The organism is Mesorhizobium sp. M7D.F.Ca.US.004.01.2.1 (genome assembly GCF_003997785.1).
GTDB classification, from domain to species: Bacteria; Pseudomonadota; Alphaproteobacteria; order Rhizobiales; family Rhizobiaceae; genus Mesorhizobium; species Mesorhizobium loti.
Genome location: NZ_RZRQ01000150.1, coordinates 1 through 14255, shown reverse-complemented (window position 1 = coordinate 14255; position 14255 = coordinate 1). Strand labels below are relative to the sequence as shown.

Sequence of the window (14255 nt, the reverse complement as noted above, 5' to 3'; positions counted from 1 at the left end):
GTCTTGTCGGCATGCATGAACACGCGTGCCTTCTGCAGGAAGACCGGACTGCGCAGGCCCGAGGTCAAAATGAAATGCCCTTCCAGAACAGCACCCGCCTCGCGGAAAATGCCCAGCACTTCATCGGTGTTCATGTCTGCCTCTTTTGATTGACCATGATCTTGTCCGAAAACCGGTCCCCACCTTTCGGGATCATGGTCTAGCCGTTCACGCGCCTTGCATCGCTGACGCTCGAATTGTCCTTGAGCTGCGACAGCAGCCGGTTGAGGTGCTTCAGATCCCAGACTTCGAGATCGATCAGCATTTCGGTGAAGTCCGGCGCGGTGCGCACCATCGACAGCGTATGGATGTTGGCGTCGTTCGACGCAACGACCTGGGCGATATCGGCGAGCGAACCCGGCGCATTGATGGCGGTGACCGAGACGCGCGCCGGAAAGCGCTCCTTGGTGCGCTCGTCAATGTCCCAGCGCACGTCGATCCAGCGCTCGGGCTGGTCGTCGAACGCCTGCAGCGCCGGCGACTGGATCGGATAGATGGTGATGCCGGTGCCCGGCTGGACGATGCCGACGATGCGGTCACCAGGCACTGCTCCTTCCGGCGCGAAACGCACCGGCAGGTCGCCGCGCACGCCGCGGATCGGCACGGCGCCATCGCGCGGCTGGTCCTTGTCCTTGCGCGCGGCACGGCCCGGAATCTGGAACAGCATACCGGCGGCATTGCGGATCTTCGACCAGCCCTCCTCGCGCGGCTTGGGTGCGGCCGTGGTGACGCGCTCATCCTTGTAGTCGGGGAATACTGCCTTCATGACGTCGGCGGAGGCAAGCTCGCCACGCCCGACCGAGGCCAGCACATCCTCGATGTCCTTGCGCGCCAACCGGTGCAGCACCTGCTTGAGGCTCTCCTTGGTGAAGGTCTTGCCGGCGCGCTCGAAGGCGCGTTCCAGGATGCGGATGCCAAGACCCGAATACTGCTTGCGGATGGCGTTCTTGGTGGCCCGGCGGATCGCCGAGCGTGCCTTGCCGGTGACGACGACCGATTCCCACGCCGCCGGCGGCACTTGCGCCTTGGAGCGGATGATCTCGACCTCGTCGCCGTTCTTCAGTTCCGTCATCAGCGGCATGATGCGGCCGTTGACCTTGGCACCGACGCAGGTGTCGCCGACATCGGTATGCACCGCATAGGCAAAGTCGATCGGTGTCGCGCCGCGCGGCAGCGCAATCAGCATGCCTTTCGGGGTGAAGCAGAACACCTGGTCCTGGAACAGCTCCAGCTTGGTGTTCTCGAGGAAATCCTCGGGATTGTCGCCCTCGGCAAGCTGCTCGATGGTGCGCCGCAGCCAGGCATAGGCGTTGGTCTCCTTCGAGATGGCGTGGGCGGCACCGTTCGTCTTGCCGCCGGTGTCCTTGTAGATCGAATGCGCGGCGACGCCGTATTCGGCGATCTTGTTCATCTCGCGGGTGCGGATCTGCAGTTCGACGCGCTGGCGCGACGGCCCGACGATGGTGGTGTGGATCGACCGGTAGTCGTTCTGCTTCGGCGTCGAGATGTAGTCCTTGAAACGGCCAGGCACCATCGACCATGTGGTGTGGATGGCGCCAAGCGCCCGGTAGCAATCCTCGACCGTGTCGACGACGACGCGGAAGCCGAAAATATCGGACAGCTGCTCGAACGACAGCGCCTTGGCCTCCATCTTGCGGAACACCGACCACGGCTTCTTCTGGCGGCTCTTCACACCTGCCTTGATCTCATGCTTTTCGAACAGCGTGGATAGCGCCTTCTCGATATCGGACAGCACATCCTTGTTGCGCTCGAAAATTTCTGCGAGCCGGGCGGTGACGGCGCGATAGGCTTCCGGATTGATGTAGCGGAAGGCGAGCTCCTCCAGCTCCTCACGCATGCCTTGCATGCCCATGCGCCCGGCTAGCGGCGCATAGATGTCCATCGTCTCCTCGGCGATGCGCAGGCGCTTGGCCTCCGGCATATGGTCGAGGGTGCGCATGTTGTGCAGACGGTCGGCGAGCTTGACCAGAAGGACGCGGACGTCTTCCGAAATCGCCAGCAGAAGCTTGCGCAGGTTTTCCGCCTGTTCGGCCTTCTTCGACACGAGGTCGAGCTTCTTCAGCTTGGTCAGTCCCTCGACCAGCTTGCCCATTTCGGGCCCGAACAGCTCGTCGATCTCGGCCCGCGTCGCGGTGGTGTCCTCGATGGTGTCGTGCAGCAAGGCGACCGCGATCGTCGCCTCGTCCATGTGCATTTCAGTGAGGATGGCGGCGACTTCGAGCGGGTGTGAGAAATAGGGATCGCCGGAAGCGCGCTTCTGATGGCCATGCTTCTGCATGGCATAGACATAGGCCTTGTTGAGTAGCGCCTCGTTGACGTCAGGCTTGTAGCGCTGGACGCGCTCGACAAGCTCATACTGACGCATCATGGGCGGGATCTCGCGGTGCTGAAATGATTGATGCGCCGCACTAGCGTACGGCGCATCTCATAGATAGCCACGAAACTGACTGGACGGAAGTGCCGGAAACGTATTCCAGGCAGGTCCAGAGCGCTCGCTTAGTAATCGTCGCTCTTTTCCGGCGGCACCAGTCCCTCGATGCCGGCCAGGAGATCTTCCTCGGTCATCCGGTCGAAGGTGATGTTCTCCTCGGCGTCATCGGCGTCGGTGGCCGCAACGGCGGCGCCGGTCTGATCGGCAATCGCCTCGCCATCGGCCTCGGGCTCGTCGACCTCGACGTGCTTCTGCAGCGAATGGATCAGGTCTTCCTTGAGGTCGTCGGGCGAAAGCGTCTCGTCGGCGATCTCGCGCAGCGCCACGACCGGGTTCTTGTCGTTGTCACGCGGCACGGTGATCGGCGCGCCCTGGCTGATCTGCCGGGCGCGGTGGCCGGCCAAAAGCACCAGCTCGAAGCGGTTGTCGACCTTGTCGATGCAATCTTCAACGGTTACGCGGGCCATGGATGCCCCTTTCATGCGATGGATTTGATGGAAAACAGGCGCGGTCCATAACCCGAACGCCGCCAAAATACAAGCATCATGGCAATGGCCGGGCAGCAGGGCACCCAATCCTTCGTTCGAACGCCCGATTCGGCAAAACCAGCCTTTACTTATGCGTTCGGTGTCCCGATCACAATTGCTTGCAGTGCGGCAACACGCCCTTGGATTGCCGCGAAACTGGCGCTATCTCGGATGGCGTAGAGGTCGGCCGGTTTATTATGAGCCTGACCGAACGTCGCTATCGCATTTCGTTTAGACGGCCGTTTATTTCGAGAAGGAATATTTTCCATGTTCGACCCTCGTGAAAAAATCGCCCTATTCATCGACGGCGCCAATCTTTATGCGACGTCGCGTGCGCTCGGCTTCGACATCGACTATCGCAAGCTTCTGTCGAGCTTCCAGAAGCGTGGCTATCTGCTGCGCGCCTATTACTACACGGCACTGGTCGAGGATCAGGAATACTCCTCGATCCGTCCGCTGATCGACTGGCTCGACTACAACGGCTTCAAGGTGGTCACCAAGCCGGCCAAGGAATTCACCGACTCGACCGGCCGCCGCAAGATCAAGGGCAATATGGACATCGAGCTCACGGTCGATGCGCTGGAACTCGCCGATGTCGTCGACCACTACGTCATCTTTTCCGGCGACGGCGATTTCCGCACGCTGGTCGAGGCACTGCAGCGGCGCGGCCGCAAGGTGTCGATCGTCTCGACTATGGCTTCCCAGCCGCCGATGATCTCCGACGATCTGCGCCGTCAAGCTGACCATTTCATCGACCTGACGACATTGAAGAACGAGGTCGGCCGCGATCCGTCCGAGCGGCCGGTGCGCCGCCCCGAGCCAGCTGAAGTCGACGAGGACGACTACTGAGGCCGGTTGCCTTGACCGCCCTTTCCGCCTCCGAACCCAGCCGCGACTGCCCGCTCTGCCCGCGGCTCCACGATTTCATCGCCGAGTGGCGGCAGCGCGAGCCATCCTGGTTCAACGCTCCGGTGCCGACTTTCCTTCCGCCGGAAGGCGACGATGCCGTCCGGCTTCTGATCGTCGGGCTGGCGCCCGGCCTGCGCGGCGCCAACCGCACCGGCCGTCCTTTCACCGGCGACTATGCCGGCGACCTGCTCTACTCGACGCTGATTTCGCACGGTTTTGCGCGCGGTGAATTCAAGGCGCGGCCAGATGACGGATTGGAGCTTGTCGGCACGGCGATCACCAATGCGGTGCGCTGCGTGCCGCCGGAGAACAAACCGGTGGGCGCCGAGATTGCCACCTGCCGGACATTCCTGGTGCCGACGATCGCCCGGTTCCCCAACCTGCGCACCGTGCTGGCGCTGGGATCGATCGCGCATCAGTCGACCGTGCGGGCACTCGGCGGGCGCGTCGCTGCCTACCCGTTCAAGCATGGCGGACAGCTACCGGCCGGCGGCATCACGCTGTTTTCGAGCTATCACTGCTCGCGCTACAACACCAACACCGGCGTGCTGACCGAAGCGATGTTCGTCAGCGTTTTCAGTAAGATCGCGGCGTTTCTGCAAGGCTAGATTCGACCTCAGTCAGAAACCCTCCAGCACGATCTTGCCCTTGGCCTTGCCGGTCTCGATCAGCGCATGGGCGCGCTTCAGATTGGCGGCATTGATAGGACCGAAGGTCTCGCCCAGTGTGGTGCGGATGGTGCCTGCGTCGACAAGCCGGGACAGTTCGTTCAGATGCTCACCTTGTGCGGCCATGTCCTGCGTCTCGAACAGTGAGCGGGTGAACATCAGTTCCCAATGGACCGAAACGCTCTTGCGCTTGAACGGATTGATGTCGAGTGTCTGGGGATCGTCGATCAAGCCGAACCGGCCCTGTGGCGCGATCAATTCGGCAATCTCGGCCAAATGCCGGTCGGTGTTGGTTGTCGAGAACACAAAGGCCGGTGCGCCGATGCCGAGGGCGGCCACTTCAGCAGCGAGCGGCCTCGAATGGTCGACGACATGATGGGCGCCAAGCCCAAGGACCCAATCGCGCGTCTCGGGCCTTGACGCGGTGGCGATCACCGTCAGACCGGTCAGTTGGCGCGCAAGCTGCACCGCGATCGAGCCAACGCCACCGGCGCCGCCGACGATCAGGATGGCGTTTGCGACGCCCGCAACAGGCTTCTTGACATCGAGGCGGTCGAACAGCGCCTCGAAGGCTGTAACCGCCGTCAGCGGCAGCGCCGCCGCCTGCGCATAGCCGAGCGAGCCGGGCTTGCGGCCGACAAGGCGCTCATCGACAAGATGGAACTCGGCATTGGTGCCTTGCGGCGCCAGCGCGCCGGAATAAAAGACATCGTCACCCGGTTTGAACAGGCTGGCGTCCGGACCGGTCGCAACGACCCGGCCGGCGGCGTCCCAGCCGAGCACCCGCCACGTTCCGGCTTCGGGTCTGGCGCTACGTCGCACCTTTGTATCGACCGGGTTGACCGAGATCGCCTTCACCTCGACCAGCAGTTGACGGCCTTTCGGCACTGGCTTGGGCAGGTCGATATCGACAAGAGAGGTCTCATCGGTGATGGGGGCTGGGATTTGATAGCCGACGGCGCGCATCTTCTTCTCCATGTTGTGTAGGATAGAGATGCCGTCTACGATCTTCATCCGCAAGAATGCACATATAAAGCACATAGTGTCGAAAAGGATACCGTCATGCCACGCGTTCGCCATGAGCGATTTGATTGCAGCCCCGGCTGCACCGTGGAGGGAACGCTGCGCTATATCGACGGAAAGTGGAAAGGCGTCGTGCTCTACCATCTGTTCGAGGGCACGATGCGCTTCAACGAGATCCGCCGACGCATTCCGAACTGCACGCAGCGCATGCTGACCAACCAGTTGCGCGAGTTGGAGACGGACGGGCTGATTGCCCGCAAGGTCTATGCACAGGTACCGCCGAAGGTGGAATACAGCCTGACACCGCGCGGCAGAAGCCTGGAGCCAGTGATCACCGCCCTGAAAATCTGGGGCGATGCCAATGTCACGCTCGCGCCGGAGGTTCCCCAAGCAGCGGCATGAATAACTTCACCGGGTTCAGGGGGATAATGGAGCCTCGGGAGTGAGCAATCCCGCCGCAGACAGCGCAGCCAGCACGGCCGGCCCACCCTGCAGCACATTCAGGTCGACATCGCCATTGATGCCGTCGACGCGCCCCCTGTTGTGGTATTGCCAGTAGATCCAGTCGTCGCGATCCGGCTCCAGGAGCAATGAGCGAAGCCAGAGCGGACGGGCAGCGATGCGTCCGGCATAGGTCTGCGCTGCCTCATCGGTCAGATAGACAATCGCGGGCTTGCCGAACGCCGCCTCGACTGGAGCAAGGAATGCGGCCAGTTCGGCGCTCAGTTGCTCGGGCGTCGGCCGTTGCGGGCAGTTACCGCCGAATTCGATGTCGACGACCGGCGGCAGCAGCGGCTGATCGTGCGGCACAACCGAGATGAAATTCTTCGCCTGGTCGGCGCCAGGCCGGCAGAAGGTGAAGAAGTGGTAGGCGCCAACGGCGAGACCAGCGGCGCGGGCCTCCTCCAGATTCCTCGCAAAGGCATCGTCGACATGATCGCCGCCTTCGGTCGCCTTGATGACGGCAAAGGCGACATCGTCGGCGGCAACACGCCGCCAGTCGATCTGGCCCTGATGATGGGAGACATCGATGCCCCTGACCGGATATTTATCGCGGTCCGGTGAGAACGCCCTGAAATAGAGATAGCCGCCTGCTGCGACGAAACATAGCAAGACCAGGCTGGCCAAACCAAAGAGGACAATCCGGTTCTTCAAGACTATCCTCTTCGGCTTCCCGGCCCTTCGCTGTGGCTCCCTGCCCTTCGGGCGTTCAGTCCCTTCAAAAGGTCCTCAGGACCTTTTGATCCGCCCGAAGGCGGACCGGCCCTTCACCGTTCGTCGCTCGAAAAGCCAAATCGTTGGCTTTTCATCCGCTTCGCGAACCGCTCCTCACCCACGCTCTTTTAAGAGCCGACCCTTCTCTCGCGACCAGTCGCGCTGCTTCTCGGATTCGCGCTTGTCGTGCAGCTTCTTGCCGCGGCCGACGGCGAGCAGCAGCTTGGCGCGGCCCTGGTCGTTGAAATAAATCTTCAGCGGCACCAGCGTCATGCCTTCGCGGTCGACGCTCTGCGACAGTTTCGCCATTTCGCGCTTGTTGAGCAGCAGCTTGCGGCGACGCCGTGGCTCGTGGTTGAAGCGGTTGGCCTGCAGATATTCCGGCAGATAGGAGTTGATCAGCCAGATCTCGCCGCCTTCGACCGAGGCGTAGCTGTCCTGGATGTTGGCCTGGCCCTGGCGCAGCGACTTGACCTCGGTGCCGGTCAGCACCAGACCGGCCTCGACCGTGTCGAGCACCTCGTAGGAAAACCGCGCCTTGCGGTTTTCCGAAACGGTCTTGTTGTTGGGGTCGGCTTTTCTGACCTGGTTCATAATAAAGTCCGTTTCGAAACTCGCTCCTGCGAGTCAGATGATGGTGTTTTTGAGACCCGGAGCGGAGCGTACATATAGTACACGTGCACCGGAAACGCAGAAAACGCCTTCAGATGGCCGCAGGAGTAGAGTTTCCAAACGGGCTCGCTAATTGATCAAGCCGGCGTGCTTCATGGCCGCATCAATCTTTGCCGCGGTCACATCCTCGACCGTGACAAGCGGCGAACGCAGCACGTTCTCGACCTTGCCCAGCTTCGACAACGCGTATTTGGCCCCGGAAACACCAGGCTCCAGGAAGATCGCCTTGTGCAGCGGCAGCAGGCGATCCTGCAAGTCCAGCGCCTTGGCGCTGTCGCCGGACAGCGTCGCCTCCTGAAATTCAGCGCAGAGCCGCGGCGCGACGTTCGACGTCACCGAAATGCAGCCGACGCCGCCATGCGCGTTGAAGCCAAGCGCCGAGGCATCCTCGCCCGAAAGCTGGATGAAATCCTTGCCGCACGTGGCGCGCTGCTCGGAGACCCGTTCGACCTTGCCGGTGGCATCCTTGACGCCGACGATGTTCTTGAAGTCGTGCGCGAGCCGGCCCATCGTCTCCGGCATCATGTCGATCACCGAGCGCGGCGGAATGTTGTAGATGATGATCGGCAGCTTGGTCGCCTTGGCGACAGCCGCAAAGTGCTCGTATAGGCCGCGTTGTGTCGGCCTGTTGTAGTAGGGCGTGACGACCAGGGCGGCATCGGCGCCGGCCTTCTCGGCATATTGCACGAGCCCGACGGCTTCCTCGGTGTTGTTGGAACCGGCGCCGGCAACGACCGGAACGCGGCCCCTGGCAACCTCGATGCACACCTTAACGACCTGGCGGTGCTCGTCATGCGACAGCGTCGGCGACTCGCCGGTCGTGCCCACGGGAACCAGTCCTGTCGTGCCCTCCGCGAGTTGCCATTCGACGAACGCGCGAAAGGCTTTCTCGTCGAAACGCCCGCTCTTTTCGAACGGTGTCACGAGCGCAGTAAGCGAGCCTCTCAGCATATCGTCCAACTCCTTGGGACTTCTGGTATTTGCGGTGCGCGCCTTCTAGCCGAAAGCGAAGCGGCGCACCATAGTCTCGACATGGTTGCGCGGCAAGCATTGCCATGGTGCCAGCAAGCGCAATTCGAACGGCCTCGCTAACTCTTTGTTTACGGGCTCTTCACGACCTAAGTTTAGGCTTCGAGGCATCTTCGCTTGCTGGTAGAATGCCAGGACAAGGAAAGACTTAAGATCATGCCGGGCAGTCGGCCTCACCTTTTCGCGCTGCTTGGCGCCACGCTCGCGCTGATGCCGGGCATGGCGACGGGCGGCAGCGTCGATGTGCAGGTCACTTCGGCCATCCCGATGCCAGGCTCGATCATCCCAATCCCCAACCTGCAGGACAAGGCGCAACCGGCGCCCTCGCAGAGCGTCGCTCTCTTGAAGAGCGGGCTGGATGCTCTGGCGGCCGGCGACATTCCCGGCGCCCGTGCCGTGCGCGATGCCCTTCCCGCTCAATCGCTCGACCAGCACATCCTTGCCTGGGCGACCGCGCTTTATGGCGGCGACAAGGTTCCGAGCGGCGATATCGCCGCCGCGGCAAAGATGCTGCCCAACTGGCCGGGCACCGTCGCACTGCGCAAGAACAGCGAGCGCGCGCTCTATCGCGAAAACCCTGCTCCCGACATCGTTGTCAGGGCGTTCGATGGCAGCCAGCCGCAGACATTCGAAGGCGTGATGGTTCTTGCCCGCGCCTATGGGGCGTCTGGCAATACCAAAGCGGCGCGCTCGGTGCTGTCGCCATTCTGGCGCACCGCTATCCTGGAGGCCAAGGACGAGACGGCGCTGATCAAGGAATTCGGCGGCCTGATCCCGGCTGCCGACCACCGTTTTCGCATGGAGCGCATGTTCTATGCCGACCGCGCGAATTCCGCGCTGCGCGTCGCCGGCCTTGCCGGTGCCCAGCAGCTCGCCGATGCCTGGGCGGCGGCGGACAAAGGCGACAAGAATGCCGCCAAACTGCTGAAGGCAGTGCCGGCGGCACAATTTTCGGCCGGCTATTTCTTCGCGCAGGCCGAATATCTGCGCAAGCAAGAGGATTTTGCCGGCGCCGCAGCCATTGTGATGCAGGCACCGGCCGATCGCGACGCTCTGGTCGATCCGGATGCCTGGTGGGTCGAGCGCCGGGTGTTGTCGCGCGAACTGGTCGACCAAGGCGACATGAAAACGGCCTACCGGATCGTCGCCACACACGCCGCCGAAAGTGCCACCAATGCTGCGGATGCTGAATTCCACGCCGGTTGGTACGCGTTGCGTGGCCTGAACGACCCCAAGCTTGCCGCAACGCATTTCGCGCGCATCGCCGAACTTGCCCAAGGCCCGATGACGCTGTCGCGTGCCTATTACTGGCTCGGCCGTGCCGCGGAAGTCGGTGGCCCGGGCAGCGCCAAGGACTATTTTGCACGCGCCGCAGCCTATGGCACGACATTTTACGGCCAGCTTGCCGCCGAACGCGTCGGCCGGCAGGCGCTGAACATTGTCTATCCGCAGCCAAGTGCAGCCGACCGGCAGAATTTTGCTGGCCGCGAGGCCGTCAGCGCCATCAAGCGGCTGCAGGAAGCGGGCTACGACCGCTATGCAGAGACGCTCTATCGCGACCTTGCCGGGCAGTTGACCAGCCCGGGGGAACTCGCGCTGCTCGCTGTCCTTGCGGAAAAGCAAGGCAACCATTTCATGGCGCTGAAAGTCGGCAAGATCGCCGGCGCGCGTGGCATCGATGTCGGCGCGTTGTCGCATCCGCTCGGCGTCATTCCCGATTCGGCCAACATTTCCGGTTCAGGCAAGGCGCTGGCCTATGCGATCGCCCGCCAGGAGAGCGAATTCAACATCGGTGCCGTGTCCAGCGCTGGCGCGCGCGGCCTGCTGCAGCTGATGCCGGGAACCGCCAAGCAATTGGCGAAGAAAGCCGGATTGCAGTTTTCACAGACACGACTGACCACCGACGCCGGCTACAACGCGACGCTTGGTTCGGCCTTCCTCGGCGAACAGCTCGATCGCTTCAACGGCTCCTATGTGCTGACCTTCGCCGGCTACAATGCCGGCCCCAACCGTGCCAGCCAGTGGGTGGCCAGATATGGCGATCCGCGCGGCAAGGACATCGATGCTGTCGTCGACTGGATCGAGCGGATTCCCTACACGGAAACAAGAAGTTACGTTCAGCGTGTGATGGAGAATTACGAAGTCTACAAGATGCGTATTTCGGGCAAATACGACATAGTTGGCGATCTGGTGAACGGGCGGAGTTGACGGCTCGATAGGTGGGGCCGCCTTCTTGTTGCGGTATTTGCACAGCGCTCGACATCTTTGAATCGAGTCCCTTCACATCCCCTCTGTCCCGCCAAATTTCAAAATTTCCCGCGCCCACGTCCTTCAATTTGACCGTCCTTGTCCCTGCCTGTAGCAGTCGCAGACGATCTACACGACGGAGGAGTCCGCATGCCAAACCACGAAGGCTTTTCCGACTTTTTCTATACCTCAGCGGACGGGCTCCAGCTCCATGCACGCGTCTATGGTGAAACAAATACCGGCCCTTGGCCGGTCGTCTGCCTGGCAGGCTTGACTCGCAATGCCAAGGATTTTCACGAGCTGGCGCTCGACCTTTCGGCGCGATCTGCAACTCCGCGCAAGGTGGTTGCGTTCGATTATCGCGGGCGCGGGCGGTCGGCGTATGATCCCGAGGTCAAAAACTACAATGTCGGCGTCGAGGCCGGCGACATCCTTGCCGGGCTGGCGGCGCTGAACATCGAGGAAGCAGCCTTCATCGGCACCTCGCGCGGCGGGCTGATCATCCATGTGCTCGGCATGATGCGGCCGGCTGTCCTGAAAGCCATTGTTTTCAACGACATCGGCCCATTGATCGAGGCGGCTGGGCTTACCCATATCCAGTCCTATCTCGAGCGCAACCCGGCACCGAAAACCCGCGCACAGGCAACTGCCGCCCAGCGCAGCGTGCATGGCAAGGACTTTCCCGCCCTTGCCGGCGCGAATTGGGATCGAATGGTATGGGCTCTCTATCGTGAAGCGGACGGTGGCTTGGTGCCGGATTTCGACCCGAAGCTGGTCGACACCGTTGCCAGTCTCGACCTAACGCAGCCGCTGCCTGATCTATGGCCGCAATTCGAGGCGTTGGCCGCGATTCCTCTGCTCGCCATACGTGGTGCCAATTCGAGATTGCTGTCCATAGACACGCTGCAACAAATGAGAGAACGCCATTCTATGATGGAAGCGATCACCGTTGCGGGTCAGGGCCACGCGCCATTTCTCGAGACCGGCAGCCTGCCCAATGACATTGCAGCTTTTCTTGATCGGGCCGAGCAGCAGAACAGCCAGAAGTAACCCCCAAGACCAAACAAGGTCCTGGGATAATTACAATAGTATAAGGCTGGGCTCGTCAGCCTACTTGGCTTTTGAATTTTTCCGAGGCGCTTTCGGCGATTCCTTCGGCGCAGCCGTTTCATCCCTCTGTTTCCGCCCTGCCTTCGGCGACGAAGGCGTGGTCACGGGTGAAGAAAACATGGAGCCTTCAGCGCATTTGCCGGTCGGTTGAGCCGATCGAGGCGTTTCCAGCACGATGACACAGCCATCGAGATCGTTCGTGGCCAGATGTGCATAGCGCATGGTCATCGACAGTGTCTGGTGACCGAGCCACATCTGCACGCGCCTGATGTCGATGCCGCCCTGGACAAGTCGCGAGGCGCAGGTGTGGCGCAATATGTGCGGCACCACCTGGTCGTCGGCGCCGAGACCGACTTCGGCCTTTGCGTCGTTCCAGATGGCACGGAACTGTGCCTGGCTGAGCTTGGTGAACGGTCCCTTGGGCCGACGGCCCTCTTGCGGAGGCAGCTTGATGACCTCCTTGACCCGCTCGGTCATCGGAATGGTGCGGCTGCGGCCGGATTTGGTGATCCAGAAACTGACGCGATGCTCCTGGATGTCGTTCCAGATCAGCCCAAGCGCCTCACCGAGACGGCATCCGCTATCGACCAGGAAAACGGAAAGCCTGTAGGCATCCTCGCTGCGGCTCTTGATGGCGGCGAACAGCCTGGCCTCTTCGTCCCTCTCGAGGAAACGAATCCGTCCCGCCCGCTCCTTCTGGCGGCGGAACTCGGGCAGGCTGTGGATATCCCCCATCTTGTGAGCCTTGCGCAGCAGTTTGCTGAGGGCAGCCATCTTTCGATTGATGGTTGCGTTGCTGTTGCCGCGCTGGCGCAAGGTGCCGATAAGGTTGTCCAGGGTACTCTGGTCAAAGGCGCTGAATCGCTCCCCAAGGAGAAGCTCATCTATCTCGCCGATGAAAGAGCTGACATTGTATTTATGCCGCCCATCATCCCACAATATGTCCCGGTATGCTAAAAAAAGCTCTCCGACCCTATGCGACTTTACTTCTCTAATCTTGTTGTAACTGTATCGTATCGTCGAATTCTGAGAAGAAAACATCGAAAAATGATCAGAGGGCTCACCCTCTTGAATCGCTTCGTTCGTCATCGTTTGCCACACCCCGAGTGGATAGATCAGCCCTATCCGCTTGGAAGCGTCCTTTCAAGAGATTTGAATCACGCGATTGTGATCTCATCCGCCATCAGCGGATCCCACGAAATCACCCACGGACCCTATTCAGCTACCGATTCCCCCTCTTCCTTCGTTTGCGTTGACCAGTCACGAAACAAAAACAGCCCGGGCGTTTGTGCGCCCGGGCTGGATTTTAACTGTGTAGAACCAGCCCTTAGAACGAGCGCTGGAAGCGGAGGATACCGCCGATGCCGTCGAAGCTGGCGTGATAGTCACTGTCAGCGGCGTTGATGTAGTCAACTTCGCCGGTGATCGTGAAGCCGGGGACGATGTCGTAGGCAATGTTCGCGGCGATGCCGAGCTTCTTGCCTTCGTCATACGAAACCTGGGCGTTGAACGAGGTCTTCTCGTTGAACTTGTAGCTGCCGCCGCCCCAGATCGCCCAGTTGCCATCCCACAGCTTGTAGAAGTTGTTGTCGGCATTGCTGTCCGAACCGTAGCCGCCCATGATGAAGAGCGACAGTTCGTTGGTGGCATTCACGTCCAAACGAACCTTGCCGGCCACTTCTTCATAGTTGCTGTCATAGGCGATGACGCCAGTGATCGCGCCCCAGCCCTGTGTGTACTTCACACCGCCGACGACATGCGGAACGTAGCTGTCGATCGTGTCGGCGCCAGCGCCTTCTTCGAGCGAGACCACGGCCGAGAAGCCGTTGCCGGCGTCGAAGTAGTACTGAATGACGTTCGTGTCGAACGAACCGTAGGGAACCAGCGTATCCTGGATCACGTTGCCGGCGTAGCCGATGAACGTATCGAAGGCCGATTCGTCCTTACCGACGCGGAGACCACCAAGCTGGATCCAGGCGAAGTTCAGTGAAACCGCCTTGTTGCCAGCCTGCCAGCCATTTGGGTTGTAGTCGGCGGTTGCCGTGTCGCTGGCATAGTCACCGCCGCTGTTGCCGAAGTTGAAGCGGGTTTCGGTGTAGGTCTTCAAGGTGCCGAGTTCGGTTTCCTGGCCGGTCCAGGTCTTCAGCGTGAAGCGGGCATTCTTGGAATAAGTGTCGTTGCGATCAACCGGGCCGTCCAGGTGATCCGGAACGTTGTTGACGCCGTCGAAAGAAGCCGCATCGCCCACGCCGATGTCATAACGGACATAGCCGCCGATGCGCAGGCAGGTTTCGGTGCCGGGGATGTAGAAGTAGCCAGCGCCGTAGACGTCGCAGATCTTGACGTATTCAGCGGGTTCCGGCT

Annotated in this window: 13 protein-coding genes and 1 pseudogene; 5 read left to right on the top strand and 9 right to left on the bottom strand. The window is 61.3% G+C overall.

Annotated elements, in window-relative coordinates:
• The 3 genes and pseudogenes from EN993_RS20075 to rpoZ all read right to left on the bottom strand — a co-directional run.
• A pseudogene (locus EN993_RS20075) lies at positions 1-134 on the bottom strand (orotate phosphoribosyltransferase); the annotation flags it as partial.
• 65 nt (positions 135-199) lie between these two features.
• Entirely contained in the window at positions 200-2428 is a 2229-nt protein-coding gene (locus tag EN993_RS20070) for a bifunctional (p)ppGpp synthetase/guanosine-3',5'-bis(diphosphate) 3'-pyrophosphohydrolase (RefSeq protein ID WP_109662679.1), read from the bottom strand.
• Between the two features lie 128 nt (positions 2429-2556).
• On the bottom strand, positions 2557-2958 hold the full coding sequence (rpoZ, locus tag EN993_RS20065) for a DNA-directed RNA polymerase subunit omega (protein ID WP_095086596.1): 402 nt from the start codon (positions 2956-2958) through the stop codon (positions 2557-2559).
• Between the two features lie 327 nt (positions 2959-3285).
• Here rpoZ and EN993_RS20060 point away from each other — a divergent pair, with 327 nt between their 5' ends.
• Both EN993_RS20060 and EN993_RS20055 read left to right on the top strand, forming a co-directional pair.
• On the top strand, positions 3286-3867 hold the full coding sequence (locus tag EN993_RS20060; protein WP_010915096.1) for an NYN domain-containing protein: 582 nt from the start codon (positions 3286-3288) through the stop codon (positions 3865-3867).
• An 11-nt stretch (positions 3868-3878) separates the two neighbouring features.
• Positions 3879-4535 (top strand): uracil-DNA glycosylase, encoded by a 657-nt coding sequence (locus tag EN993_RS20055; protein ID WP_127264629.1) that lies wholly within the window; start codon positions 3879-3881, stop codon positions 4533-4535.
• A 12-nt stretch (positions 4536-4547) separates the two neighbouring features.
• Here the strand turns inward: EN993_RS20055 and EN993_RS20050 are convergent, their stop codons facing one another.
• Complete coding sequence (locus EN993_RS20050; protein ID WP_127264630.1) at positions 4548-5561, bottom strand: zinc-binding alcohol dehydrogenase family protein; 1014 nt, start codon at positions 5559-5561, stop codon at positions 4548-4550.
• A 96-nt stretch (positions 5562-5657) separates the two neighbouring features.
• Here EN993_RS20050 and EN993_RS20045 point away from each other — a divergent pair, with 96 nt between their 5' ends.
• Positions 5658-6020: a helix-turn-helix domain-containing protein gene (locus tag EN993_RS20045; protein ID WP_127264628.1), complete on the top strand. Its 363-nt coding sequence runs from the start codon at positions 5658-5660 to the stop codon at positions 6018-6020.
• A gap of 15 nt (positions 6021-6035) precedes the next feature.
• Here EN993_RS20045 and EN993_RS20040 read toward each other — a convergent pair whose 3' ends face one another.
• From EN993_RS20040 to dapA, 3 genes are all read right to left on the bottom strand, one after another.
• Positions 6036-6773 carry a GH25 family lysozyme gene (locus EN993_RS20040; protein WP_109662671.1) on the bottom strand — a complete coding sequence of 246 codons (738 nt, stop codon included), beginning with the start codon at positions 6771-6773 and terminating at the stop codon, positions 6036-6038.
• 174 nt (positions 6774-6947) lie between these two features.
• The gene (smpB, locus tag EN993_RS20035; RefSeq protein WP_013532594.1) at positions 6948-7427 is read right to left on the bottom strand and encodes an SsrA-binding protein SmpB; all 480 of its coding nucleotides are present in this window, start codon (positions 7425-7427) and stop codon (positions 6948-6950) included.
• A 147-nt stretch (positions 7428-7574) separates the two neighbouring features.
• A complete protein-coding gene (gene dapA, locus EN993_RS20030) occupies positions 7575-8456 on the bottom strand; it encodes a 4-hydroxy-tetrahydrodipicolinate synthase (RefSeq protein ID WP_127264627.1) in 882 nt (293 codons plus the stop codon).
• 234 nt (positions 8457-8690) lie between these two features.
• Between dapA and EN993_RS20025 the strand changes: the two genes are divergently transcribed.
• Together EN993_RS20025 and EN993_RS20020 are read left to right on the top strand one after the other, a co-directional pair.
• Entirely contained in the window at positions 8691-10742 is a 2052-nt protein-coding gene (locus EN993_RS20025; protein WP_127264626.1) for a lytic transglycosylase domain-containing protein, read from the top strand.
• A gap of 189 nt (positions 10743-10931) precedes the next feature.
• A complete protein-coding gene (locus tag EN993_RS20020) occupies positions 10932-11831 on the top strand; it encodes an alpha/beta hydrolase (protein WP_127264625.1) in 900 nt (299 codons plus the stop codon).
• Between the two features lie 60 nt (positions 11832-11891).
• Here the strand turns inward: EN993_RS20020 and EN993_RS20015 are convergent, their stop codons facing one another.
• Positions 11892-12980, bottom strand: a complete 1089-nt coding sequence (locus tag EN993_RS20015; protein ID WP_127264624.1) for a site-specific integrase — start codon at positions 12978-12980, stop codon at positions 11892-11894.
• A 238-nt stretch (positions 12981-13218) separates the two neighbouring features.
• Positions 13219-14255, bottom strand: a 1037-nt coding sequence (locus EN993_RS20010) for a porin (RefSeq protein ID WP_164757727.1), incomplete at its 5' end; no start/stop codon positions are given.